The organism is Haloarcula amylolytica, assembly GCF_049705545.1.
GTDB lineage: Archaea > Halobacteriota > Halobacteria > Halobacteriales > Haloarculaceae > Haloarcula > Haloarcula amylolytica_B.
The window spans coordinates 1988743-2012029 of the sequence record NZ_JBNAMU010000001.1; the positions used below are offsets into that span (position 1 = coordinate 1988743).

Here is a 23287-nt window from a genome sequence, read left to right on the forward strand (position 1 = left end):
GGTAATGAATCGTCTATATTCCCGCCCGCTGGGAGTTCCCCACAGCTATATTCCGACGCCACTGTAACCTCCGAGTAGAGGCATGGGACGATTATCGACGTTGTTTGCGCCGGAACGTGTCGCAGTGGTCGGGGCGACCGATTCGGAGGGGTCCGTCGGTCACGCGGTCACCACGAACCTGCTCGATTCGTTTACAGGGGAGGTCCTGGCCGTAAACCCGAACAAAGAGACAGTGCTTGGATTACCGTGTCACGACAACCTCGTCGACCTGGAAGACCCCGCGTCGGTCGACGTGGCCGTCGTCGTCGTGCCGCCGACGGTAGCCGTCGACGTCATCGAGAACGCCGGGGAAGCGGGGATCGAGAACGTCGTGGTCATCACTGCCGGGTTCGGTGAGACCGGCAGCGACGGGGCCGAACGCGAGCGGCGACTCCGCGAGGCAGCCCGCGAATACGACCTGAATCTGGTCGGCCCGAACAGCCTCGGCGTGATATCGACGCCCGTCGGGCTCAACGCCACCTTCGGCAACGAGATGGCCAGCGACGGGGATATCTCCTTTATGAGCCAGTCGGGCGCGTTCATCACCGCCGTGCTGGACTGGGCCGCCGAGCGCGATGTCGGCTTCAAGGACATCGTCTCTCTCGGGAACAAGGCGGTGCTGGACGAGAGCGATTTCGTCGCCGAGTGGGGCGACGACCCCGATACCGACGTGATTCTTGGCTATCTTGAGGACATCAACGACGGGTCCTCGTTCGTTCAGACGGCCCGAGAGGTCACACAGGAGACGCCGATTGTCCTCGTCAAGTCCGGCCGCACGGACGCGGGCGCGAGCGCGGCGGCCTCCCACACCGGTGCGATGGCCGGGTCGGAGCGGGCCTACGAGGCGGGCCTCGACAAGGCCGGGACGCTCCGCGTCGAGTCCGTCCAGGAACTGTTCGACTACGCGCAGATTCTCGCCGGCCAGCCGCTCCCGGACGGGGACGAAATCGCGATCGTCACGAACGCCGGCGGTCCCGGCGTGATGACGACCGACGCCGTCGGCGACTCCGACCTGCAACTCGCGCAGTTCGGCGACGAGACGTTCTCCCGTCTCCGCGAGGAGATGCCCGAGGAAGCCAACATCTACAACCCAGTCGACATCATCGGGGACGCGCCGGCGGACCGCTTCGAGACGGCACTTGAGACCGTACTGGCGGACGACGGAGTCTCGATGGCCGTCGTCGTTGCCTGTCCGACGGCGGTGCTCTCCTTCGAGGAACTCTCGGAACGCATCGTCGAACAGCAGGAGCGGTTCGAGAAACCCGTCGCGGCGACGCTGATGGGCGGCAAGTCCGTCGACGCTGGTGCAAACGTCCTCAGCGAAGCGGGCGTGCCGAACTACTTCGACCCGGCCCGTGCCGTCGGGAGTCTGGACGCCCTCAGACGCTACCGGGAAATCAAGGCGACCGAGTACGAGGAGCCGACGACCTTCGACGTGGACCGCGAGCGAGCCCGCGAGATACTCGAGTCCGGTGCCCGACGCGGGTCGAACCGACTCGGCGTGGAAGCGATGGAACTGCTCGACGCGTACGGGATCCCGACACCACAGGGCGAGGTCGTCTCCTCGCCCGTCGAAGCAGAGGCTATCGCCGAGGAGATCGGCGACGACGTGGTGATGAAAATCGTCAGCCCGGACATCCTGCACAAGTCCGACATCGGCGGCGTCGAGGTCGGCGTCCCCGTCGAAGACGTCCGCGACACCTACGAGGACCTCGTCGTCAGGGCACGTAACTACCAGTCGGACGCGACGATTCTCGGCGTTCAGGTTCAGGAGATGATCGACCTCGACAGCGGCGTCGAGACGATTCTCGGCATGAACCGCGACCCGCAGTTCGGGCCGCTGCTGTTGTTCGGCCTCGGCGGTATTTTTGTCGAGGTGCTCGAAGACAACACTGTCAGTGTCGCCCCCGTCAGCGAGAACGAGGCGAAGGGGATGCTCGACGACATCGACTCCGCGCCGCTGTTGCGCGGTGCCAGGGGCCGCGACCCCGTCGACGAAGCCACGCTCGTCGAAACCATCCAGCGGCTCTCGCAACTCGTCACTGACTTCCCCGCTATCGTCGAACTGGACATCAACCCCCTCGTCGCGACCCCCGACGGGGTACAGGCGGTCGACCTGCGGCTAACCCTCGACCAGGAGCAACTATGACCGACACGAACACGCTACTCGTCACGTCAACGGAGGAAGGTATCGGCAAGACGGCAATCACGCTCGCGCTTGCGACGCGCGCCCACGACGCGGGCTACGACGTCGGCTACATGAAACCCAAGGGGACGCGGCTCCGGAGCGCCGTCGGCAAAACGCGGGACGAGGACCCGATGCTCGCCCGCGAACTGCTCGACCTGGAGACCGATCTCCACGAGATGGAGCCCATCGTCTACTCCCCGACGTTCATCCAGGAGGCCATCCGCGGGCGTGAGGACCCCGACGACCTCCGGGAGCGACTGCAGGAGAGCATCGAGACGTGTTCGGACGGGACCGACCTGCTCCTCGTCGAAGGGAGCAGCGACCTGGCGACCGGCAGTATCGTCGACCTCACAGACATCGATATCGCGGAGCTGCTCGACGCCCGCGTACTGTTAGTCACCGGCTACGATACGCCCAGTGATACGGACGAAATTCTGTCCGCGGCCCGGGCGATCGGTGATCGACTCGACGGCGTCCTGTTCAATGGTATCACCGACGCGACAGTGGACGAACTCGCCGACGACGTAGTTCCGTTCCTCGAAAGCGAGGGCGTTCCGGTCCACGGGATCTTGCCGCGCGACCGCTCGCTCGCCGGTGTCACCGTCGCCGACCTCGCACGGAACCTCGGCGCGGATATCCTCACCGGTGATGCCAACACCGACGTACACGTCGAGCGGTTCAGCGTCGGCGCGATGAGCGGGAGCAGCGCACTCGAACGCTTCCGGCGGACGCGTGATGCCGTCGTCGTCACCGGCGGTGACCGCTCGGAGGTCCAGACCGCAGCCCTCGAAGCATCCGGCATCAAGGCGTTACTCCTCACAGGTGGATTCCAGCCCGCCAGTGCGGTTATTGGGCAGGCAGCCGAGAAAAACATTCCAGTGCTGTCAGTTCAGTCGGACACGCGGACCACGATAGACAGAGTCGAGGAGGTACTCCGCACCGGTCAGACGCGCAACGAGGCAACAGTCGACCGTATGCGGACGCTACTCGACGACGGTATCGATATCGAGTCCCTCCTGTCAATAGACATATAGGACCGTCATTTCGGCTGGGCGTTAGTCCGTTCCTAACGGAACACGGCCCCGCGCTACGGCGGAATCTCCAAATGAAACGTGCCTTACTATTTTAGTGATTGGTAGTCAAATATCAAATGGAGCCTTGCTGGCTCCGTAGTGTCACATGACGGGGGTTTGCCCCCGTTCTATCCCCTTCGCGCAGCCACGTATCGACAGTTACCGCTCGATAGCCGGCTGTAAAACCGACTGTGGGAGATTTGTGCTGACCCCGTCAATCACGCTGTTGGATGACTCACTATCCAGCGGCGGGACAGGCCAGACGGAGCACCCGGTCATCCGTTCGATGACCGCCGGATTCGTCCGCTCGGCGGTTGTCGCGCCCTCGTACTCGTTGAGAACGACGCCGACGACTGGCACGCCACGCCGGCGGAGCGCCTGGACCGTCAACGCCGTGTGGTTGAGCGTCCCGAGGCCCGAGCGGGCGACGACCAGGGCCGGAAGCCCTACGTCTGCGACGAGGTCGATGACCTCTCGACCGTCCGCAAGCGGGACGCGCAGACCGCCGATACCTTCGACGACGGTCGTCTCGCTCGTCGCCACGATATCGGTGACGCCGTCCTGGATGGACTCGTAGGAAAGCGTCACGTCGTCTGATTCCTTCGCGGCCACCTCCGGAGCAAGCGGCGGCGACAACCGCTGGAGACAGACCGCGGCGTCGGCCGTGCCACAGACGGACTGGACGAACGCCGCGTCGTCATCGGGCGGATACCCGGTCTGGCAGGGCTTGACGGCCACCGCGTCCGTTCCGCGCTCCCGCAGTCGGCCCGTCAGCCCGGCGGTCACGACCGTCTTGCCGACGCCGGTGTCGGTGCCGACGACGAACACGCCGTCCTCGGCGATGTGGCCGGTCCCGCTCTCAGGCCCCGAATCCGCCATCGTCTCGCTCACAGTACGCCCACCTCCGTGCCAGCGATTCGGAAGGCGTCGAGACACTGTGCGATGTCGTCGGCGGTGTGCGTCGCCATCGGCGCGACCCGGATGCGTGACGTTCCCTCCGGTACCGTCGGTGGCCTGATAGCCGGGGCGACAACGCCGTGTTCGCGGAGTCGCTCGGCCAGTTCGAGGGCGTCCCCGCGATCACCGACGATGACCGGGAGGATATGCGTTTCACCAAGCACCTCGTAGCCCATCGTCTCCAGGCCGTCCCGGAGTGTCGCCACGGTGTCCCAGAGTTCCGACGTGCGGTCGGTCTCTCGGGCGATCCGCAGCGCTTCGCGGGCCGCCGCGGCGTTGGGCGGCGAAAGCCCCGTTGAGAAGACGAACGACCGCGCGGCGTTCAGCAGATACTCGATAAGCGCCTCGTCGCCGGCGATGTAGCCGCCCTGGCTCGCCAGCGCCTTCGAGAGCGTACCCAATTGCACGTCGACGCGGTCGCTCAGTCCCTCGCGCTGGACGACGCCGCCGCCGTCGCCGAACAGCCCCGTCGCGTGGGCCTCGTCGACCATCACCCACGCGCCGAACTCGTCGGCGGCGTTGCAGATGGCCGACAGCGGCGCGACGTCGCCATCCATCGAGAACACGGAGTCGGTGACCACGAGCCACTGTTCGTCCTCCGCTGTGTCGGCCGCTCGCGTGTCCATCTTCGCCCGCAGGTCGTCTGGGTCACAGTGGTCGTACACCACCGTCTCGCTCGCCCCGACGCGACAGCCGTCGATAATCGAGGCGTGGTTCAGCTCATCCGAAAAGACCACCTCGGGGGCCAGCGCGTCGATGGTTCCGATGTTGGCCGCGTAGCCCGACGAGAACACCAGGCCTCGCTCGGTTCCCTTGCAGGCCGCGAGGTCCCGCTCTAGCCCGCGGTGGACCTGCGTGTCACCAGTGACTAGCCGTGAGGCCCCTGCACCGGTCCCGACAGTCCGTGCGCCCAGTTCGGCCGCTCGCTGGACCCGGCTGTCGTCGGCCAGCCCGAGATAGTTGTTCGAGGCGAAGACGACTGCTTCATCGCCGAACGTCGGTGGTTCTCCTTTCGGGTCGTCGGCAAAACGGGTCCGCTCCGAGACGGATTCGGCGACTTCCAGATGCCGGCGGAGGTTCTGTGCGTCGCGCTGTTCGAGTCGGTCGTTCAAATCGAAGCCGTGAGTCATGAAAAGCAGAATCAGGCGGTCTCAGAAGCCGGGCATCAGGTCGGCGGGGCCGAACACGCCGTAGTGCCCGGCGCGGTTGTTCCGGACGCCGGCTTTCAGGTAGCCCAGCGCCGGTCCGTTGACGTTGGCCTCCATGCTCGTCGCGTCGTCCAGCTCGAAGGTGTTCGTTCCCGTCTCCCCGTCGAAGGTCGTGCCCGTCACGCTGACTGTCGTCGTAGTCGGTTTCTGGTCCGAGCGCACGTCGAGGACGCCGCCGACGTGGACGTCCTCGGCGTCACAGATGCCCGCACGCTCCAGCAGCACGTCGTCGGCGTGTTCCATGTCGTGGAACTCCAGGACGCCGTCGTGGTCGTCGATGAGTGCCTCGATCTCGTCCTCGCTCATCTCCCGAGCCCGTTCGATGTCGTACCCGTCGAGATGGGCGATGTCCTCCCGGACCGTCCCGCGGTTGTCCTCGTAGCCGGACTTGAGGCCGACGCCCCACCAGATCTCGACTTCCTCGACCTCGACGAAGGACTGTGCGGCGAGCGCCGCCGCGCCGGTGAGGAAGCCGGGGGTCGCGCCGGCCCCGCAGACGAACGTGATGCCGGACGCTTTCAGCAGGTCCTCGCGGTCATCGAGCATCCCGATGACGCGGGAACGCTTGAGCACGTCGATCATGACGCCCTCGTAGTCGGCCTCGGCGAAGCGCTCGGCCACGCGCGGGATGAAGTCGTGTTCGAGGTTCGGCAGCGCCAGCAGCACGGCGTCGATAGCGTCGCTCTCGGCGATGATGTCGTCGATAGGAGTCTCAGTGGGTTCGCCCTGTTTGCTGGCGACGATACCGGACTGATCGCCATGTTGTTTGACGCCGCCACCCTCGACTGCGGCTGCACCGCCGTCCGAGGCGTAGTCGTCCGTGGGTGTCGCGGGGGTCGAGTCGGATGCGTGTTCCGCCGGCCCGCTCGCAATATTGCCTTCCGTCGCCTCCAGCAGTTCGTCCACGTCGAGGCCGTCGTGGTCGATAGCCACGCCGTTGCGGTCACAGGCCGCGACCGCGGTGAGGCCGTCCTTGTGCTGTGAGACTTCGAGCGTCCGCCGTCCGATACCACCGGTTCCGAGCACTGCAAAGCGTATGTCGTCCATTGTCAGTCGTCGGATTTGAGTTCTGATTTCGTCTGTGCTGTCCCTGCCGCCGTCTCGGTTTCTGTCTCGTCAGCCGCGCGTTCTTTGACCGCCTCAGGGTCGAACTCGTTGGCCTCCGTGTTGGGTTCCAGTCCGGCCTCTTCCATGATTTCGAGGTCGTCGGCCGCCGTCTGTCCCTCGGTAGTGAGATAATCACCAGTGAGGATGCCGTCAGCACCGGCCTCCAGCGCGGCCACTTGTCCATCTGTGTCGAGATTGACCTCGCGTCCGCCGGTGAGGCGCACCCGGGACTCGGGGTGGAGCAGGCGGTACACCGCGATGGTCTTGACGACCTCCTCGGTCGTGATATCGGGCAGCCCCTGTTCGGCCATGGGGGTCCCAGCGACTGGATTCAGGATGTTGACCGGGAGCGAGGAGATGCCGATGTCCTGCAGGGCCATCGCCGCGTCGACTCTATCGGTCGGGGACTCGCCCATCCCCAGGATGACACCGGCACAGAGGTCCATACCGGCGTCCTTGGCGACCCGGAGCGTCTCGACCCGCTTCTCGAAGGTGTGGGTCTGGACGACCTCCGGGAAATATCGGGGCGAGGTCTCGATGTTGTGATTGTAGTGATTCAGTCCCTCGTCGGCCAGAATCGCGGCCTCCTCCTCGGTGAGGATGCCGAGGCTCGCGTCGACCTCCACGTCCGTCTCGTCCCGGACGAGGCGGATGGCTTCGAGGACCTCTTCCCATTCCTCGGGGCGGTTCTCCTTCGAGACGCCCTTCTCGGCGACGACGATACCGAACCGCTGTGCGCCGTCACGTTCGGCGCGCTTTGCGGCCTCCAGTATCTTCTCGGGGCCGAGAAAGCCGTAGTTGTCGATGCCGGTGTCGAAGTGGACCGACTGGGCGCAGAAGCCACAGTCCTCCGCGCAGTTCCCGGCTTTGGCGTTTACGATCGAACACGCGTCGACGGTGTCGTCACCCAGTTGCGTGCGCACGTAGTCGGCCCCGGCTGCCAGGTCGTCGACCGGCTGTGCGATGAGAGCCAGTCCGTCCCGTCGGTCGAGGCGTTCGCCGTCCAGCACGCGTGCGACAGCGTCGTCTACCGTTTGGTTGCCCGTCTCGTAAACCACACTCTCGCTGTCGGTTGACGGTATAATAAAGATTCGGGTGAGTCCGGCGATGGACGTGTCAGTCGCGGGGGTACCGTTTTACCAACCCCGATGCTACGGGTTCACATGGCTGGTTCGACGGAGACGGGAACCGAACACGCCGCCGAAGACGGCCACGAACACCGGAGTCGATGGCCGCTGCTAGCTGCAATCGGTGCCGCGTCCCTGTATCTGGGCGTCGGATTGGTGTTCGTCGGGCTTGACCTGGTCCCGTCTGTGGTCCCGGTTGTACTCGGCGGCGCTGGTGCGGTTGGCTTGCTGACCGGACTCGCCGGATGGGCCAACGAGGCGTTCATCGCCGATTACGTCCGGAACCGCGGGGACAGCGATTCCGACCTGTACGCCACGACGATGATTCTGTTTCTCGTCTCAGACGTGGCGACGTTCTCGGCGGGCTTCGTCTACTACGCCTTCATCCGGACCGGGTCGTGGCCGCCGGCCCACCTCCCGCCGTTGCTTGGCTCGCTGGTGGTCATCAACACGGCGCTGCTGCTGGCAAGCAGCGTAACGCTCCACTACGGCCACGAGGCGCTGGAACGCGGGAACCGACAGCGGTTCCTCGGCCTGCTCGGGGTGACGCTCGCGCTCGGCGTCGTCTTCCTCGCCGGGCAGGTGTACGAGTACTACGAGTTCGTTGCCGTCGAGGGATTCAGCATCGGCTCCGGCGCGTTCGGAAGCGCGTTCTACGGCCTGACCGGCCTCCACGGCCTCCACGTCGCCCTCGGCGTGCTCCTGCTCGCTATCGCCTTCGCTCGTGCGCTCCGGGGCCATTACACGCCCGAACGGGACACCGCCATCCGGACCACGTCGCTGTACTGGCACTTCGTCGACCTCGTGTGGGTGTTCCTCGTCGTCGTGCTGTACGTCGGCGCTGCCCTCTGACCCCACGCTGAGCGCACGAAACCACTAATTCGACCGGCCGGCCCGCTGTTCCAACCGCACCAGCCGCCGGTACAGTGGCGGAGCCAGGACGCCGAGGAATCCGAGCGCGATGGCGAACACCCCTAGCGGGAACTGTAGCGGCGCGGCCGCGAAGCAGGTGTTCTCGGCGACGATGGTCACGTAGTATTTTTCTCCCTCGTAGGTAACGATGGCTCCGCGGCGGAAGGCGTCGGCGTTGGGCACGTCACCAACGACCTGCGTCTCGCCGACCGGGTCGTCGACCGCCTCCTGAAACGCTTCCTGCTCGGCCGCCGAGAGGGCTTCGAAGGCCAACTGCGGGAGGCGCGGTCCCGGTTCGTCTCCGCCGAACCGCTCCGCCGTTTCTTCGGGCGATTCGACGCCGATGGTCGGGTTCCCGCAGTTCTCCAGATCCGGCTCGATGAGCGCGTAGCCGCCCGGCACGGCTCCGGCGATGCCGACCGCGATGAGCAGGACGCCGACGAAGGGCGCGAGATACTGGAAGACGAACGAGTCAGCACCGTTGCTCATCTGTCAGCCGCCCCCGTCTGTCCGGGTCCGAAGCGCCTCGTCCGATTTGAGGTACTGGAAGGTCACGGTCAGCCCGACCCCGTACGCCCAGTGGGAGACGAGCACGAAAGTGAGGTACCCGACGAACGCGAGCCCGCTCTGCCCGGTGTAGAACGCGATGGCGAACCCGCTGGATATCAGCGTCGCGAACACCAGCCCGGTCTCGAACAGCAGCCGACCGGGGAGGTAGTCGGAGAAGGCCAGGAACAGGAGCGGCCAAGTGACGGTCCCGCCGACGAGGAAGAGAGCGGCCCCGATGACCGGGCTCGCGGGCAGACCGACCAGTTCGGCGATCTCACCGAATGAAACCGGATCGAGGACGCCGATGAGTATCGCCGTGATGAGTCCACCGCTCATCAGGACCGTCCCGACAAACCCACCGGCTGCGGCCATCCAGGCGTTCCGGGAGACGGTTTCGGCGACGGTGCCGACGCCGCCGGCCAGTCCGGTCGGCTCGGCTTCAGGGGCGTAGGAGCGGCGCGTCGTCTCGGGCTCGGTCGGCTCCATGTCGTATTTGTCCATCATGTGCTGTTCGAACCACTGCCACTCGCGGGTGAACTGTCTCGTCGCCTTCAGGCCCCACGGGTCCGTCGTCGACACAGGCGTCCCCCGCCAGTAGGAGACGAGCATATTGTACAGCCATAGCAGGGCGCTCAGGCCGATGATGTAGCCGCCCACGGTCGCGATCTGCTGGGCGAACTGATACTCCGGCGGATATATGGCCTGCCGCCGTGGGAGCCCCAGTCCACCGATGACCAGCAACGTCATGAAGGTCATAAACGAGCCAAAGACGATCAGCAGCGCCTGGAATCTCGCCATCCGCGTGTCGTACCACCGGCCGGTGATGAGCGGATACCAGTAGTAGCTCGCGGCGATCATCAGGAACGGGATGATGCCGACAACGATGAGGTGGAAGTGGCCGACGACGTAATAAGTGCCGTGGTAGAGAATATCGACCGGGATGACGGCGAGGAACACGCCCGTCACGCCGCCGATGATGAACGTTCCAATACCGCCGGCACAGAGAATAAACGGCGCGGTCAGGCGGATGTTCCCCTCCCACATCGTCGTGATCCAGTTGAATATCTTGATCGCGCTGGGGACAGCGATGGCGATGGACACAGCCATGAACGACAGCTTGACCCGCGGGTCCGCGCTCGTCGTGAACATGTGATGCGCCCAGACGCCGAAGGAGAGGACGCCCAGACCCAGCGTCGAGTAGACGATGAACTGGTAGCCGAAGAGTTTCCGGCCGACGAACTTCGGCAAGATAAGGCTCATCAGCCCCGTCGCCGGGAGGAAGAGGATGTACACCTCCGGGTGACCCCAGAACCAGAACAGGTGTTGCCAGAGGATGGCACCACCGCCTTCCGTCGCGAAGAACGTCGTCGCGAGGTTCCGGTCGAGCAGGAGCATCACGAGCGCGCTCCCCAGCAGCGGGAACGCGAACAGCGCGATCCCGCTCGTGACGAGCATGTTCCACGAGAAGATGTCGAGGTTCGCCCAGGTGACGCCCTCGCCACGTTCGTAGACGATTGTGGTGATGAAGTTGATAGCGCCGACCGTCGTAGCGATGCCGCTCAAGTGCAACCCGAGCAACAGCAGGTCTATCTGCGGATTGGGCTGTTGCACGGACAGTGGTGCGTACAGCGTCCAGCCGATGCTCACTTCGCGCATCGTGAGGAAAAACCGGATGGTGTCCGCCGGGAGCACCAGATTCAGAACCTGTCCGAGGACCTGGATCATGAGTCCCATCCGGACCATAATGAGTGCCGGCGGCAGGAGCCAGAACCCGATAGCGTTGACCCGCGGGAACGCCATGTCGTCGGCTCCGATGAGGAGCGGCAGGACGTAGTTCCCGATGCCGAAGAACACGGGCAGGACGAAGAATATCAACATCGTCAGGCCGTGGGTGGTAAACAGCGCGTTGTACGTCTCCGGCGTCCAGATGTCCGCCGGCGGCGTCAGCAGTTCCGTCCGGAGCATCATCGCGTCGACGCCGCCCCACAGGCCGGCGGCGGTGCCGAAGAAGATGTAGAGCAGGCCGATGTCCCGGTGGTTCGTCGTCGTTAGCCAACGGTACACTTCAGATTGAATCCGACCGATTTCAAATTCGATCTCTTCTCGCGTCGTGTATCCGCCGTCGCTCTCCGGTCGCGCCTTCCGGCGCTCCCGGAGCCACAGAAGAAGCACCGACAGCGCCAGCACGGCCAGGGCAGTCCCCTCGACGATAGCCCTGTTCAGCATCTGTGTGTAACTGGCCGTACCAGAACGATTGCTCGTTTGGTCATGCTACACGTTGCCAACATCTGACACGCCCACATTCATAAAACTACGCTGGAACCCGGGTCCAGTAGCGGTCACCGGTCGGCTGTCGCAGTCTTGGGCAAGTTATTTGACATGGCGATTGGTACAGTGTGACAATGCGTCTTCGACGACGCTTGCTTCGGACGGGCCTTGTCGTGGTCGGGCTCTCGCTACTTGCTGCCCCGGCCGCGGCGCAGTCGGTCAACAGGGCGGCTATCGATGAACTCAACGCACAACTCCTCTACGTGGCGCTACCGCTGACGCTGTTCGTCGAACTCACGCTCGTGTACGCTATCTACCGGTTCCGGAGCAACGACGACCCGCAGCCGACGGTCGACGACCCGGCGCTAGAGGTGACCTGGACAGCCGCGACGGGCGCGATACTCGTCTTCGTCGGCGTGTCGGCGTTCGTGGTGATGGCCAACCCCTATATCACGCCTGCAGCGGCCGAGACGCCCGCTGACGGGGGCGACGCCTTCGGGGACGATACAGAGATAGATGTGCTCGCCTACCAGTGGGGGTGGGAGTTCTCCTACGCCGAGGCGAACGTCACGACGGAGGAACGGCTCGTCATCCCAGCCGACGAGAACGTCACGTTCAGGCTGCGGACCACAGATGTGATTCACGCCATCTACATCCCGCAACTGGGCGTCAAGCAGGACATCTTCCCCGGCCGGACGATGACGGCTCGAACGCACGCGACCGAACCGGGCAAGTACCGGCTGTACTGCGCCGAGATGTGCGGGGCCGGTCACAGCAAAATGAACGCCACTGTCGTCGTCAAGAACCAGTCCGCGTACGACGCCTGGGTCGAGAACCAGACGGCTGCAGCCGGTTAGCACGGCCGAACGAGTATTTTTCGAGACGCCTCAGTACAGGTCGTCGAGTTCGTCTTCGGTGTGGCTGTGGGACTCGCCCGGGAACTCGCCGGATTCGACGGCGTCGATGTACTCGTCGACAGCGTCAGCGACTTCGCCACGGACATCGCCGAACTGCTCGGCGAAGGGCGGGCTGGACTCGGAGAGGCCGACCACGTCAGTGAACACGAGCACTTGCCCGTCGCAGTCGCCGCCGGCCCCGATACCGATTGTCGGGATGTCGACGGCCTCGGTGACCTGAGCGGCGAGGTTGGCCGGGATGTGTTCGAGCACCAGCGCGAACGCGCCGGCGGCTTCGTGTTCACGCGCGAGGTCGAGGATTTCTTCGGCCTCCTCGCGACCAGTCGCCTGTCTCGTGTAGCCGGTCTGGTTCACGCTCTGGGGTGTGAGTCCGAGATGGGCCATCGTCGGGATGCCGAGGTCCGTCAGCCGCTCAGTCAGCTCGACCGTGTGTGGCCCGGATTCGAGTTTGACCGCGTTTGCGCCCTCCTCTTTCAGCATCCGTCCGCAGTTCTGGATGCTTTCGCTCTCGTCCGCGCCGAAGGAGAGAAACGGCATGTCGGCGACGACCAGGGCGTCGTCTGCGCCGCGCGCGACCGCTCCGACCCGGGAGGCCACTTCGTCGAGTGTGACCGGGAGCGTGTCGTCGTGGCCGAGGACGGCGTTCCCCATACTGTCGCCGACGAGAATGACATCGACACCGGTGTCGTCGACGATGCTCGCGGTAACGGCGTCGTACGCTGTCAGCATCGTGATCGGCTCCTCACCAGCCATCGCCTGCAGATCCCGGACCGTTGGCATACCCGAGCGGGGGCGCGCCGGCCCCTTACCTGTTCGGGTTGCGCAATGCGCCCGAGAAATCGCAAGGTGCTTGCCGAACCTAGTTGTACCATTGGACGTGCCAACAGTCGAGAAGACGAACCCGGACGGCGTGGACTTCGGGTGGGTGATGCAGGTCACGTTCGTAACGACGATCCTCGTCGGTTCGCCGCTCGTCGTGCTCGCGTCGACCGCGGTCACGCTCCAGTCTTGGACCGCGCGGGCGATGTTCGCGGTCCGCGTCGGTGCGCTCGTCTGGTTCCTGACGGCCGTCTGCGTCTACCTCTACGCGCGATACCGGGCCTGATCGAAGTCGCTCGCCCACTCGAACGCCATCCCAGCCCGCTGGGCGGCTGTCGCGTCGCTCTTTGAATCGCCGACGAAGACCGTCGCTTCGGGGTCGACGCCGATCTCTTCAGCAATCGTCAGTAGCCCCTCCGGGTCCGGCTTCGATGATCCGACGGTGTCACGGCCGACGACCGAGCCGACATAGGTGTCGAGGTTGTGGACCTCCAGCGCCAGATGACACGCCTCCTCGGCGTTGAGCGAACAGACGCCGACGGGGACGCTGTGTGGGAGGCCGTCGGCGAGTGGCAGCCGATCCGAGTCGTGTGCGCCGGTCCGCTCGTGGTCGGTGATCGCCGCTTCGACGGCGTCACGGTGGCCGGTATCCGACGACAGCGTCAACATCTCCCATAGGTCGCGGTTTTTGGGGTCGACGTTTCGGTCACGCAGGACCGTCGCAACGTCGCTGGTCACTGTATCCCAGTCGACAGCCAGCCTGACGAGCGTCCCGTCGAGGTCGTAGATGACGGCGTCGTGTGTCACACTCACTGATACGGTCGACGCCCGCAAAACCGCTTCGCCCCGTCTCATAGTGACTGCTGTAACTGCTTACCGATTCGACCGAACACCGTCGTTCGGTCGATACCGGAATGACTTACAGCAATCACTATCACTCCAGCAAGTCCCGCGCGATGATGTTCTGCTGAATCTCGCTGGTCCCCTCGTAGATGGTCGTCACCTTCGCATCGCGGTAGAAGCGCTCGACTGGGTAATCCGTCGTGTACCCGTACCCGCCGTGAATCTGGATCGCCTCGTTGGCCACGTCGACCGCCGTCTCGCTCGCGAAGTACTTCGCCATGCTCGCCGCCGCTCTCGCCCGGCCCCCGCGTTCCAGTTGCTGTGCAGCGTCCCACGTCAGTAGCCGCGCCGCCTGCACGTTCGTCGCCATGTCCGCGAGTTTGTGCCGAATCGTCTGGAACTCGCTGATCGGCTGGTCGAACTGCTCGCGCTCCTGGGCGTAGTCCAGGGCCTCGTCGAGGGCTGACTGTGCGAGTCCGACAGCCTGGGCGGCGATAGCGACCCGGCCAGTGGTGAGAATCGACAGCGCCGCGGCCAGCCCTTCGCCCTCCGCTGTCAGCCGGTAGCGCTCGGGGACCCGGACGCCGTCGAACTGGAGCGCGGTCGTGTCGCTCGCGCGGAGCCCGAGCTTGTCCTCTTTCTCGCCCACGGTGAGACCGTCGGTGTCCTTCGGAACGAGGAACTGCGTTATCGAGTCCGGGTCGTCGGGGTCGGTCTTCGCGAAGACGATGACGACGCCGGCCCGTTCCCCGTTCGTAATCCACTGTTTCTCGCCGTCGATGACGTACTCGTCGCCGTCGCGTCGAGCGGTGGTCGACATCTCCCGCGGGTTCGACCCGGCCTGTGGCTCCGAAAGCGCGAACGCGCCGACCGGGCGGCCGTCGACCATCTCCGGGAGCCAGTCGTTCCGGACCGCTGCCGAGCCGAACTGCGCGATACACGAGGTCGCGAGGCAGTGGACCGACAGCGCCGTCGCGACGGCGAGGGAGCCGTACGCGAGTTCCTCGTTGACCAGCGCGTACGTCGGTTTCTCGGCGTCGAAGCCGCCGTATTCGGCCGGCGTCGTCAGCCCGGTGATGTCGATGTCCGCGAGGCCGTCCCAACACTTCTCGGGGAAGGACTGCTCGCGGTCGGCATCGGCGGCTTTCGGACGGATGTCCTCGACGGCGAACTCCCGGACGGTGTCGCGGATAGCGCGCTGCTCGGCGGAGAGGTCCATACCGACCGTTACACCGGAGCCGGCAAAATATTCGGGGTCAGTTGGACTCGACGAGGTCGATGTCGAGGTACTGTTCGAGCGCCTTGATCGTCGAGCCGCCGACGTTCGCCTGCGTCGCGCGCCCCTGCTCGACAGCGAGGATGTCCGCTTCGTCCAGGTCGAGTTCCTCGGCCAGTTCGCCCGTCTGGAGGCCCTCGTCCTGGCGCGCCTCGGTCACTCGCTCGCCGTACTTGCTGACCAGGTACGGGAGCTGGTCGTCGTCGTAGTCAGCGCCCTCCTCCCAGTGGGAGGTGTCGGTCTGTTGTGCGTCCTGCATCCTCGCCGCGTTCTGTGCGGCCTTGCGTTTCCGGTTCTGTTCGTCGCGCGAGCTGTCACTGCCTGTCGTTCGCTCGTTTTCCCCGTGGTCACGCGCACAGCTGTCACACACCTGGAGGGTCGCACCAGCGACGTTAGCGGTCTGGAGGTCGCCGCCGTCGCTACCGCAGAGCTCACAGCTCCCGCCGGCGCTGTCGCCACCACTGCCGGTCGAGTATTTGGCCATGCCCCCCGTAGCGGTTTCGTGATATTTCAAACGTCCGGTTCGAGCGAGTGACACACCCTCCCGGGGCGGGTCCAAACGAAAGCGCTTTTATTGACCCACCGGGAACGATTGAATGCACTCAGCAAGAGCGCGCGTGGGTAGCCAAGCCAGGCCAACGGCGCAGCGTTGAGGGCGCTGTCCCGTAGGGGTCCGCCGGTTCGAATCCGGTCCCACGCATTTCTCTGAGCGCGAACACATCGTGAGCGCTCTGCAAATCGAACGGAGCGTATTCGAACCCTGCAAGGAACGCACAGCGAACTGCTGTGAGCGAGCATTTCTTGCTCCGGTTCGAATCCGGTCCCACGCACTCTCAGAGTGCAGGTGCATTCCCTTGGGACTGCACCCACGCAAACTTACTTCGGACACAACGCTTCCAGAGCGTTCTCTGTCGGGTACTTTGTCAAAAATCGACCGACGGACGCGACCTGAGCGAGCCCACTCCTCGCTCACCGCATCTCGTCGAGCGCGACGGCGTGCCCGATGTCGACCGAAATCCAGTGGGTCGGGAGCTCGTCGTCTTGGTCGCTGAAGACGGTGAGCTCCGTCGGATTGTCCGCATCGTCAACCGCATAGTCGAAGCGAGTCGATCCTGCGGGGCGAGCAGACGAGTCACGGAGTGGGTCGTAAACTGACATCGTCAGTGCCTCATGTGAGACGACGCGACCACTCCGCATAAGCAGTGATTGCGATTCTTGCCCCGTGGGAATCAGTTCGGCGGAGACGGCGGCGTCTATCGCCCGCGTAATTGTTCGGGTAGAGAGGTGTGCGGGGCCGGATTCGAACCGAAAGAAGACTCGCTTCACTCGGCTTCCAGGGTTCGGAATCCGCTGGCGATTCTGCTGCTCGCGGTTTGCTCGCAGCAAGAATGCGCGGGACCGGATTCGAACCGGCGGACCCCTACGGGATAGCGTCCTAAGCGCTACGCCTTTGGCCTGGCTCGGCAACCCGCGCGCACCAGTCGGTATCCGCGTTGGCATCAAGAACCCTTCGCTTGCGGGCGACGAAGGTTTAGGTAGGATGGAGAACAAGGACTCTGTATGTACCGCGCCAGTGACCGCGTCGAGCACGACGAGTGGCTATCCGACATCGAGGCGGCATCGGACAGGCTCGATCTCGGAACGGAGGCGCGGTCTCACGCGGTCGATCTGTTCCTTTCGACAGTACCGAATGAGGATCGGTCGAAACAGGCGACGCTGGCGGCCAGCGTATACGTCGCTGCGCTGGTCGCCGGTGAGGAGCGGTCCCAGTCGGCCGTCGCGGAGGCCACAGACGTCTCCCGGTTGACGATTCAACAGCGCTGGAAGGACTTGCTGGAGACGGCCGGGCTGGAAGCGCCGGGCTGGTAGTTACGAGATATTTTCGCGGCCGGTGCGATCCGGCGTGAGGTTCCCGTGTTCGTCGATTTCGCCCTTGACGATCCGGGTCGAAGAGATGATGTCGCCGTCATCGGCGTAGACGTGCGGGACGACTTCGATTTCGAGCGGGTCGTGGCCCCGCTCCTCGCGGATTTCGTTGATGCGGCGGCCGCCGGTTTCCGTCTCCGGGGAGACGACGAGTACGTCGAACTGCGACTCCGTGGCGATACCGGTCGGCTCGGTGAGTTCCCGGACCTGCCACTCGCGGTCTCGGTCGGCGGCGAGCGTCGCGAGCTCGTCTGCGAGTCGGGATTTCCGTTCGCTGAACGGCCGAACGTGGCGCTGGTCGTGGCGCGTCTTCGGCGCGAGGTCGTCGCTGGTGAGGCCAACTGTTACGTCCCCGAGTTCGAATGCGCGTTCGAACAGCGCGCGGTGTCCGTCGTGAATCGGGTCGAACGTTCCCCCCAGCGCGACATTCATATCCCGGGCAACGGTACGGGTAGGTTTAGTAATATCGACTCGCGAAACGGCTCGCGGGAACCGGTTTCGGCTACACGCCGACGTCGTCGTCTCCGCCCTCGGAATCGCTCGCATCGTCGCCTGCTTCCCCGCCTGCATCGGTATCGGTTGCGTCGTCGTTCGCGTCCTCGACCGAAATCGTCACGGGCTCGTCGTCGGGCTCCAGTGTCGTCTCCCCGCCGATGTGGTCGTCGAGGTTGAACACCGTGTTCAGCTCCGACTGGATGTCACCGACGATGGTGTTGACGAGGTCACTCGGCGGGATGGTGCTGTACTCGTAGGGGTTGTTGCCCGCGCCGTCGCTCTCACGCTTCTGGCGGGTGACCACTTCCTCCTCGGTGAGCGCGGCCAGGGCCTCGCGGACGGTACTTGGATACAGACCGGTCCCCTCAGCTATCTCCTCGCTAGTGCTCTCGGGATGCTGTCGCAGGTGGACGTAGATCCGCGCCCGCGTCTCCGTGTCGAGCACCCACGCCAGCAGGTCGACGATTCCTTCGTCGAACTGCTCGACCGCACGGTCTGCCTCCTGCTCGATTCGTTCACGGACATCGCCTGTGTCCTCGGGGTCGTCGTGGTCGTTGTCGTCTGCAGACATGCGTTGTCTCTGTGAGGACAAAAGCCACACCTGGATAAAAACCCTTGGCCCCGGTTCTCTGTCGCTGCGCAGCGTTAACGAGTCCGTTCCGACCCCAGACGACAGCCCAGATCAGGGCAGTCGCAGCGAGTCAGCGAGCGCCACGACGCCCTCCTCCGCGCGAAGCCGGCGCTGTCGCTCGGCGCCGCTTTCGCGGTCGTACAGCTCCCATAGCCCGTCGATATCCAGGCGGTCACTCTCCATCTCGACCAGTTCCTCGACCGAGCGCGTCGTCGAGAGGTCACGTGACAGTAGCTCCGCAGACTGGCCGTGACGAATCGCGCGCCACTTGTTCTCGTCGAGGAACTCCCGGCGGAGTCGCCGGCCGGACTCCCCGTCCTCGTAACGCTCGGCGAGGTCGACGACGAGTTCGCGGACGTACTCGACGAAGGCCAGTACCCGGTCTGGGTCGGCTTGCCCGTCCGGAGCGCGTACCTCGACAGTGCCGTGGCCGGAGTGGGGCCGAACATCGAACCAGAGTTCGCCGCGGTCGTCGATGCTCCCCGTTTCGAGCATCCGCTGTTCGTAGGTCTCGAAGGCGTCGTAGTCGTCGAAAGCCGTCGGCATCCCGGTGTTCGGCAGGGCCTCGAATATCTTCCCGCGGGCGGACTGCAGCCCGGTGTCGAAGCCGTTCCAGTACGGCGAGTTCGCCGACAGCGCGAGCATCAGCGGGAGATGCCAGCGGAGTTCGTTCGCCACCCAGACGGCCTTGTCGGCGTCGTCCACGCCGACGTGGACGTGCAGGCCTGCGGTCGTGTTGCGATGCTGTGGGTACTGAATACGGTCCAACTGTGACTTGTAGCGGGGCTTCTCGGCGTGTTCGAGTTCGCGCCACTTCGCCAGCGGATGCAGGCCAGCGGCGGCGATGCCGAACCCGTTCGCTTCGGCGTGGTCGACCAGCGCGTTCCGGACCGACCGAAGGTGCTCACCGGCGTCCGCTGGGTCGTCGATACGCGGCGTCTGCGTCTCGATAACGCACTTGAACAGTTCGTGGTCGAGCCGGCCGTCGAGAACCGCAGGCGGCTCCGTCTCGTAGACGAGTTCGTCCGTGCCAGACGTTGGGCGACCGAACTCGTCGACGACGTAGAACTCCTCTTCGATGCCGAGCGTCCCCATCCGGGTAAAATGCTCGGCAGAACCCGTCGCGTCCATTAATCAGCACATCGGAATCGATCCGCTAAAGCCTTCCGTCCCCGCCCGCTCGGCCCGCACGACTGGGTTCCGTTCCGGACCGTTGTTGCGGTCCGGGTCCGTCCGAGAGCAGCTACCAGTCAGTCCTCTCGGGGGCGGGCCACGATACCAAGGTGGTCCTCGTGATACGGGTCCAGCCGCGCCGTCTCGAGCAGTTCGTACGCAGCGCTGAGTTCTTCGCGTACGCTGTCGAACACGGCGTCGGGGTCGGCAGTCACGTCCTCGCTTCTGGCTTTGATCGCCGCAAGCAGCCGCCCGTCGTCAGTCAGGAACCGCTTGTTGAGCGTCGCCACGCGGGCCTGCCCTCTGGTCGCCACGTCCTGCACGACGACATCGACCGGTTCGACGACGTGGGCGTAGTTCTCGGGCTTGCGTGCGTCCTTCAGCAGCGGGAAGAGATTCGGCCGGCTCTCCGCGGCGTCCAGCAGTTCCCGCACGGGCCGGGGCGCAAATTCAACAGCGTAGGTCGGGCCGCCGAAGTCCGCCACGTGGCTCACGGTCGTCCCGGCCGCTGCGCCGAGGTACAGGACGGTCTCACCGCCGCCGAGGCCGGTGTCCATCCCGTGTTCAAGCATCGCTCCGAGCTTCGAGCGGTGGGGGTCCCACCGCCGCCAGTCTCCGTCGGCCCGCTCGCCGTACACCGGCTGGCCTCGTGTGGCGAGGCTCGTCTCACCGTCGAAGTCGTGGCGCTCGACGCCAGTTGGGAGCGTCATTCCTGTTCCTCCGTCCCCGCTTCAGCGCGCGCCTGAATCCGCTCGATGCGCTCGTCGAGTTCCGCCTGGAGTTCCGGCCGGCGGTCCCCGCTGTAGTGGTCGACGCGAGCGGCAATCGAGAGTTTCCCGGCGAGCGCTCGCGCGGCCGAGCCGCGGTCCTCCCGGCGGGTTCCGCGCACGTACTCGTGGGTGAAAATGACGCCGTGTTTCGGCGACGGCGCGTTCCCCTTGAGGTGGGCGAACAGCGCGTCTTCGGCACCCAGCACTTGCACCGTCCCGCTCGGTTTCTTCGCCAGTGTTTCGAGCCCCCCGGCGAGTGAAACCAGGCGGGCCGCAAGCACCGGCCCGGCCAGCATCGAGAGGTTCGGCGCGACGGCGGGCGCGGTCCGCTCGATGTACGCCCTGAGCGAGTCCGCTTCGTCGGCCAAGTTGGCCGTCTGCTCGGCGAGCGCCCGGAGCGCGCGGTCCCCTTCGTCCTCGTCGTCCCGCTCGACCAGCGAGCGGGCGTACTCGACGCCGCTCCCGCTGTCACCGTGCCGGCCCCCGCCCCATTCCGCGACCCGCTCGGCAAGTTCGTTGGCCGTCCGCTCGCAGTCGGCCATCGCCCGCACCGCGTGGACGAGCTGCTGGTCGTCAGCGCCTTCCTGTTTGGCGACCGCCGCGCTGGTGGCTGCCATCGTCACCTCGTGGAGGCGGTCGTAGTAGGCCGCCTCGTCGTCGGCGAACCCCGCCTCGACGGCCTGCTGTGGCCAGTCCTCCGGCGTGTCGGCTCGCCCGGCCTCTATCTGTTCGACAGCGGCCGCGTCGTCGTCCGGGTCCAGCCCGGCGAACCACCCGTTGCTCATAGCCGTGTGTGCACGCCCGATGCGAAAAAGTGACCCGGTTAGCGTCTCGAAAGCGCTGTCGATCTACTGACCGTGCGAACCGGCCTCAGCGCATCCCCGGCGGCGGGCCGCGGTCCCGCGGGTCGTCGTCATCGTCCTCCTCTTCGAGGTCGATACCCGCCTCCTTGCGGCGTCGAATCACTGCCTGTAACTGCCGGTAGTAGTACAGCGTCCCGACGATCCCGATTGCGACCGCGATGACCGACAGGCCGCCGAACAGCCAGAGGTCACGGTCGAGGTAGTAGCGGACGACGATCTGGTCGGAGCTCACCTCGTCCCACCGGATGACCTGCTGGCCGTCGACGGTCTCGGACTCGTAGCCGCCGGGGCTGATACGCGAGAGGAACGGGATGCCGGCCCCGGTGTTGGGCGGGAGCACGACCGTGTACGAGCCGTCCTCGACGAGCGTCGGGGAGGCGAAGCGCTTGCCGGTCCGCCCGACCGAGTACCCGACTTGCCCGGAGACGTTGCCGGGGAAGGAAATGGTGGTTCGCTGGCGGCTCTCAGAGGCGCTCAGCGAGGACTCGGCGGCGCTGACGACCGTCCCGTTCTCGTATCTGAACCGGAGCGCGCTGATTGGGACGCTCCGCTCGCGGCCGAGGCCGTCGACGGTGTAGACGTCGAACGTCGATTCGTTCTCGACGGCGTAGACGGCGGTGTACTTCGACTCCTCGATGACGATTGTCCCGTCGGCGGAGGTGTTCCAGTCGTAGCTCGCGTTCTCGTTCAGCCGCTCGGGGTCGACCTCTTCGGAGCCGAAGAAGCCGGTACAGCCCGAGAGGGCGACCAGTGCGAGAACGGCGACCAACAGGAGGTGGCGGCGTTTCATAGCTCGAAAGTCAGGGCACGATTGCCAGCAGCTCCGACGGCATGTACTGCCCGATGTCGGCGAGCAGCCCCGGCGGGTCGGTGTCCGGGTTGCAGATGATGCTCTGTTCTAACAGGCCGATACGTTCGACCGTGACGATGTCCTGTGCGTGGCCGGCTCGGTTGACCGTCGCGCGCGCCTCCGAGCGGGTGACGCTGTTCGCGTTGATGCGACCGTTGCCACGGGTCCACTCGTAGAGGCGGTCCTGCTCGACCTCTGCAAGGCTTGCAGGGTCGCCGGCGACGAACCGGAGGGGGAGGTGCTGGACCAGCCCGAACCGTTTCCGGATCTGGCTGGGCGACCCCTGTCCGAGCCCGAGCTGATCGGCCGGAATCCGGACCGTTTGCCCGAAGCCGACGTCGAGGACGAACCCGTCCTCGTCCCAGCTATCGAGTGTCCCGACGTACGTCTCACCGTCCTCGTGGTCGGCGACCATCTCGCCGAATTCCTCGCGGAGGAGGTTCTTTGCGACGGTCTCGTCGGGGCCGTCGACGGTCACCGACGGGAACTCGTCGTCCCGGAGGCCGATATCGTATTCCACGTCGAGGTCGCCGAGTTCGTTGCCGACCATCGAGCGCAGTCCGTCGAGCGTACGGTCCCGGGCGTCGCCGGCCACGTACACTTTTGTACCGAGGACGACCATCAGGCTTCCACGTCCACGTCAGCGTTCAGTTCGTCTCTGAGCTCCTCGATGCGGTTCTCCATCGCGGTGACGAGACGGGTGTTCTCCATCGTCTCGACCTGATTGCCACATTCGGGACACTCGAAGCCGAACTCCATCGCCTCACCGAACTCGAAGCGGATGCCGCAGTGTTCACAGAGGTAGAACTCGTTTTCCCGCTCGTACTCGCGGCGCTCTTCGAGGCCGTCGAGCAGGCGGTGCATCTCCTCTTGCAGTTGTTCGGGGATCTTCTCGTACTGGAACGTCCAGAGGTACGTGAGCCACCCGGAGTCCTCGTCGCGGAGCCGACGATAGGTCGCGAGATCGTTCTCGTAGAGGATAAACAGCGCTCTGCGCACGTCGTTCAGTTCGAGCCCGAGCTCCTCGGCCAGTTCCTCGTCGGTCACTTCGCCGTCCGGCGGCGCGGCGGCGACCGGCATCCCTTTCGGTCCGACCAGCTCGTGGAGGTACTTCTGTATGACGGGGTCCTCCAAGAGTTCCTCAAAAGCCATTACCCGCACATCCGGGAGTCATGTGGTTAAAACCATCGGGTCGTCCTCTCTCGAACGGTGCCCTACCAGGCAGTGGTGATACTGTTGCGCATTCGCTGTGCCTACCGAGGACCGACGCCGCACCAGAGAGCAATCCCTTTCTCG

At 65.1% G+C, this 23287-nt stretch carries 25 protein-coding genes and 2 tRNA genes; 7 read left to right on the forward strand and 20 right to left on the reverse strand.

All coding sequences use genetic code 11. The features are described from left to right. The first annotated feature begins 82 nt into the window (after window positions 1–82). Window positions 83–2188, forward strand: a complete 2106-nt coding sequence (acs, locus tag ACOZ4H_RS10395; RefSeq protein WP_424329213.1) for an acetate--CoA ligase alpha subunit — start codon at window positions 83–85, stop codon at window positions 2186–2188. Beyond that, entirely contained in the window at window positions 2185–3261 is a 1077-nt protein-coding gene (locus ACOZ4H_RS10400) for a phosphotransacetylase family protein (protein WP_424329214.1), read from the forward strand. Before acs ends, ACOZ4H_RS10400 begins: the two co-directional genes overlap by 4 nt. A 198-nt stretch (window positions 3262–3459) precedes the next feature. Here ACOZ4H_RS10400 and bioD read toward each other — a convergent pair whose 3' ends face one another. From bioD to bioB, 4 genes are read right to left on the reverse strand one after another with little or no spacing between them, the layout of a single operon-like run. Further along, on the reverse strand, window positions 3460–4191 hold the full coding sequence (gene bioD / locus ACOZ4H_RS10405) for a dethiobiotin synthase (RefSeq protein WP_424329215.1): 732 nt from the start codon (window positions 4189–4191) through the stop codon (window positions 3460–3462). Beyond that, entirely contained in the window at window positions 4188–5387 is a 1200-nt protein-coding gene (locus ACOZ4H_RS10410; RefSeq protein ID WP_424329216.1) for an aminotransferase class I/II-fold pyridoxal phosphate-dependent enzyme, read from the reverse strand. Before ACOZ4H_RS10410 ends, bioD begins: the two co-directional genes overlap by 4 nt. A 21-nt stretch (window positions 5388–5408) precedes the next feature. Further along, window positions 5409–6512, reverse strand: coding sequence for a transcriptional regulator (locus ACOZ4H_RS10415; RefSeq protein ID WP_424329217.1), 1104 nt, complete (start codon window positions 6510–6512; stop codon window positions 5409–5411). A 2-nt stretch (window positions 6513–6514) separates the two neighbouring features. Continuing rightward, window positions 6515–7630, reverse strand: coding sequence for a biotin synthase BioB (bioB, locus tag ACOZ4H_RS10420; RefSeq protein ID WP_424329218.1), 1116 nt, complete (start codon window positions 7628–7630; stop codon window positions 6515–6517). Between the two features lie 105 nt (window positions 7631–7735). On the opposite strand from bioB, the gene ACOZ4H_RS10425 reads away from it, so the two are divergent. Beyond that, the gene (locus ACOZ4H_RS10425; protein WP_424329219.1) at window positions 7736–8551 is read left to right on the forward strand and encodes a cytochrome c oxidase subunit 3; all 816 of its coding nucleotides are present in this window, start codon (window positions 7736–7738) and stop codon (window positions 8549–8551) included. Window positions 8552–8575: 24 nt separating this feature from the next. Here ACOZ4H_RS10425 and ACOZ4H_RS10430 read toward each other — a convergent pair whose 3' ends face one another. Then, window positions 8576–9100, reverse strand: a complete 525-nt coding sequence (locus ACOZ4H_RS10430) for a hypothetical protein (protein ID WP_424329220.1) — start codon at window positions 9098–9100, stop codon at window positions 8576–8578. Between the two features lie 3 nt (window positions 9101–9103). Beyond that, a complete protein-coding gene (locus ACOZ4H_RS10435; protein ID WP_424329221.1) occupies window positions 9104–11386 on the reverse strand; it encodes a DUF6789 family protein in 2283 nt (760 codons plus the stop codon). Between the two features lie 176 nt (window positions 11387–11562). On the opposite strand from ACOZ4H_RS10435, the gene coxB reads away from it, so the two are divergent. Then, window positions 11563–12285: a cytochrome c oxidase subunit II gene (gene coxB / locus ACOZ4H_RS10440; protein ID WP_424329222.1), complete on the forward strand. Its 723-nt coding sequence runs from the start codon at window positions 11563–11565 to the stop codon at window positions 12283–12285. A gap of 30 nt (window positions 12286–12315) precedes the next feature. Here the strand turns inward: coxB and panB are convergent, their stop codons facing one another. Further along, complete coding sequence (gene panB, locus ACOZ4H_RS10445; RefSeq protein WP_424329223.1) at window positions 12316–13125, reverse strand: 3-methyl-2-oxobutanoate hydroxymethyltransferase; 810 nt, start codon at window positions 13123–13125, stop codon at window positions 12316–12318. A gap of 97 nt (window positions 13126–13222) precedes the next feature. Between panB and ACOZ4H_RS10450 the strand changes: the two genes are divergently transcribed. Then, entirely contained in the window at window positions 13223–13450 is a 228-nt protein-coding gene (locus ACOZ4H_RS10450) for a DUF5822 domain-containing protein (RefSeq protein WP_424329224.1), read from the forward strand. Here ACOZ4H_RS10450 and ACOZ4H_RS10455 read toward each other — a convergent pair. From ACOZ4H_RS10455 to ACOZ4H_RS10465, 3 genes are all read right to left on the reverse strand, one after another. Continuing rightward, window positions 13429–13971, reverse strand: a complete 543-nt coding sequence (locus tag ACOZ4H_RS10455; protein WP_424329225.1) for an HAD family hydrolase — start codon at window positions 13969–13971, stop codon at window positions 13429–13431. The genes ACOZ4H_RS10450 and ACOZ4H_RS10455 overlap by 22 nt on opposite strands. A 127-nt stretch (window positions 13972–14098) precedes the next feature. After that, on the reverse strand, window positions 14099–15226 hold the full coding sequence (locus tag ACOZ4H_RS10460; protein WP_424329226.1) for an acyl-CoA dehydrogenase family protein: 1128 nt from the start codon (window positions 15224–15226) through the stop codon (window positions 14099–14101). Window positions 15227–15263: 37 nt separating this feature from the next. Then, a complete protein-coding gene (locus ACOZ4H_RS10465; RefSeq protein WP_424329227.1) occupies window positions 15264–15767 on the reverse strand; it encodes a helix-turn-helix domain-containing protein in 504 nt (167 codons plus the stop codon). Between the two features lie 131 nt (window positions 15768–15898). Here ACOZ4H_RS10465 and ACOZ4H_RS10470 point away from each other — a divergent pair. Next, window positions 15899–15983 (forward strand) — tRNA-Leu (locus ACOZ4H_RS10470). Between the two features lie 269 nt (window positions 15984–16252). Here ACOZ4H_RS10470 and ACOZ4H_RS10475 read toward each other — a convergent pair. Beyond that, on the reverse strand, window positions 16253–16480 hold the full coding sequence (locus tag ACOZ4H_RS10475) for a DUF7511 domain-containing protein (protein ID WP_424329228.1): 228 nt from the start codon (window positions 16478–16480) through the stop codon (window positions 16253–16255). Window positions 16481–16672: 192 nt separating this feature from the next. Continuing rightward, a tRNA-Leu gene (locus ACOZ4H_RS10480) sits at window positions 16673–16757 on the reverse strand. A gap of 86 nt (window positions 16758–16843) precedes the next feature. Here ACOZ4H_RS10480 and ACOZ4H_RS10485 point away from each other — a divergent pair. Then, complete coding sequence (locus ACOZ4H_RS10485) at window positions 16844–17152, forward strand: transcription initiation factor IIB family protein (protein ID WP_424329229.1); 309 nt, start codon at window positions 16844–16846, stop codon at window positions 17150–17152. On the opposite strand, the gene ACOZ4H_RS10490 is transcribed toward ACOZ4H_RS10485, so the two are convergent. From ACOZ4H_RS10490 to tfe, 8 genes are all read right to left on the reverse strand, one after another. Further along, a complete protein-coding gene (locus ACOZ4H_RS10490) occupies window positions 17153–17641 on the reverse strand; it encodes a phosphopantetheine adenylyltransferase (RefSeq protein ID WP_424329230.1) in 489 nt (162 codons plus the stop codon). It lies immediately after the preceding gene. Window positions 17642–17711: 70 nt separating this feature from the next. After that, entirely contained in the window at window positions 17712–18275 is a 564-nt protein-coding gene (locus ACOZ4H_RS10495; RefSeq protein ID WP_424329231.1) for a helix-turn-helix domain-containing protein, read from the reverse strand. A 111-nt stretch (window positions 18276–18386) separates the two neighbouring features. Beyond that, a complete protein-coding gene (locus ACOZ4H_RS10500) occupies window positions 18387–19466 on the reverse strand; it encodes a glutamate--cysteine ligase (RefSeq protein ID WP_424329232.1) in 1080 nt (359 codons plus the stop codon). 119 nt (window positions 19467–19585) lie between these two features. Further along, the gene (locus ACOZ4H_RS10505) at window positions 19586–20218 is read right to left on the reverse strand and encodes a fibrillarin-like rRNA/tRNA 2'-O-methyltransferase (RefSeq protein ID WP_424329233.1); all 633 of its coding nucleotides are present in this window, start codon (window positions 20216–20218) and stop codon (window positions 19586–19588) included. Then, window positions 20215–21063, reverse strand: a complete 849-nt coding sequence (locus ACOZ4H_RS10510; RefSeq protein ID WP_424329234.1) for an NOP5/NOP56 family protein — start codon at window positions 21061–21063, stop codon at window positions 20215–20217. The genes ACOZ4H_RS10505 and ACOZ4H_RS10510 overlap by 4 nt, the downstream gene beginning before the upstream one ends. Window positions 21064–21148: 85 nt before the next feature. After that, complete coding sequence (locus ACOZ4H_RS10515) at window positions 21149–21931, reverse strand: DUF5803 family protein (RefSeq protein ID WP_424329235.1); 783 nt, start codon at window positions 21929–21931, stop codon at window positions 21149–21151. Window positions 21932–21941: 10 nt separating this feature from the next. Then, entirely contained in the window at window positions 21942–22613 is a 672-nt protein-coding gene (locus ACOZ4H_RS10520; protein WP_424329236.1) for a DUF2110 family protein, read from the reverse strand. Then, entirely contained in the window at window positions 22613–23143 is a 531-nt protein-coding gene (gene tfe / locus ACOZ4H_RS10525) for a transcription factor E (RefSeq protein WP_004592762.1), read from the reverse strand. The genes ACOZ4H_RS10520 and tfe overlap by 1 nt, the downstream gene beginning before the upstream one ends. Window positions 23144–23287: the final 144 nt, after the last annotated feature.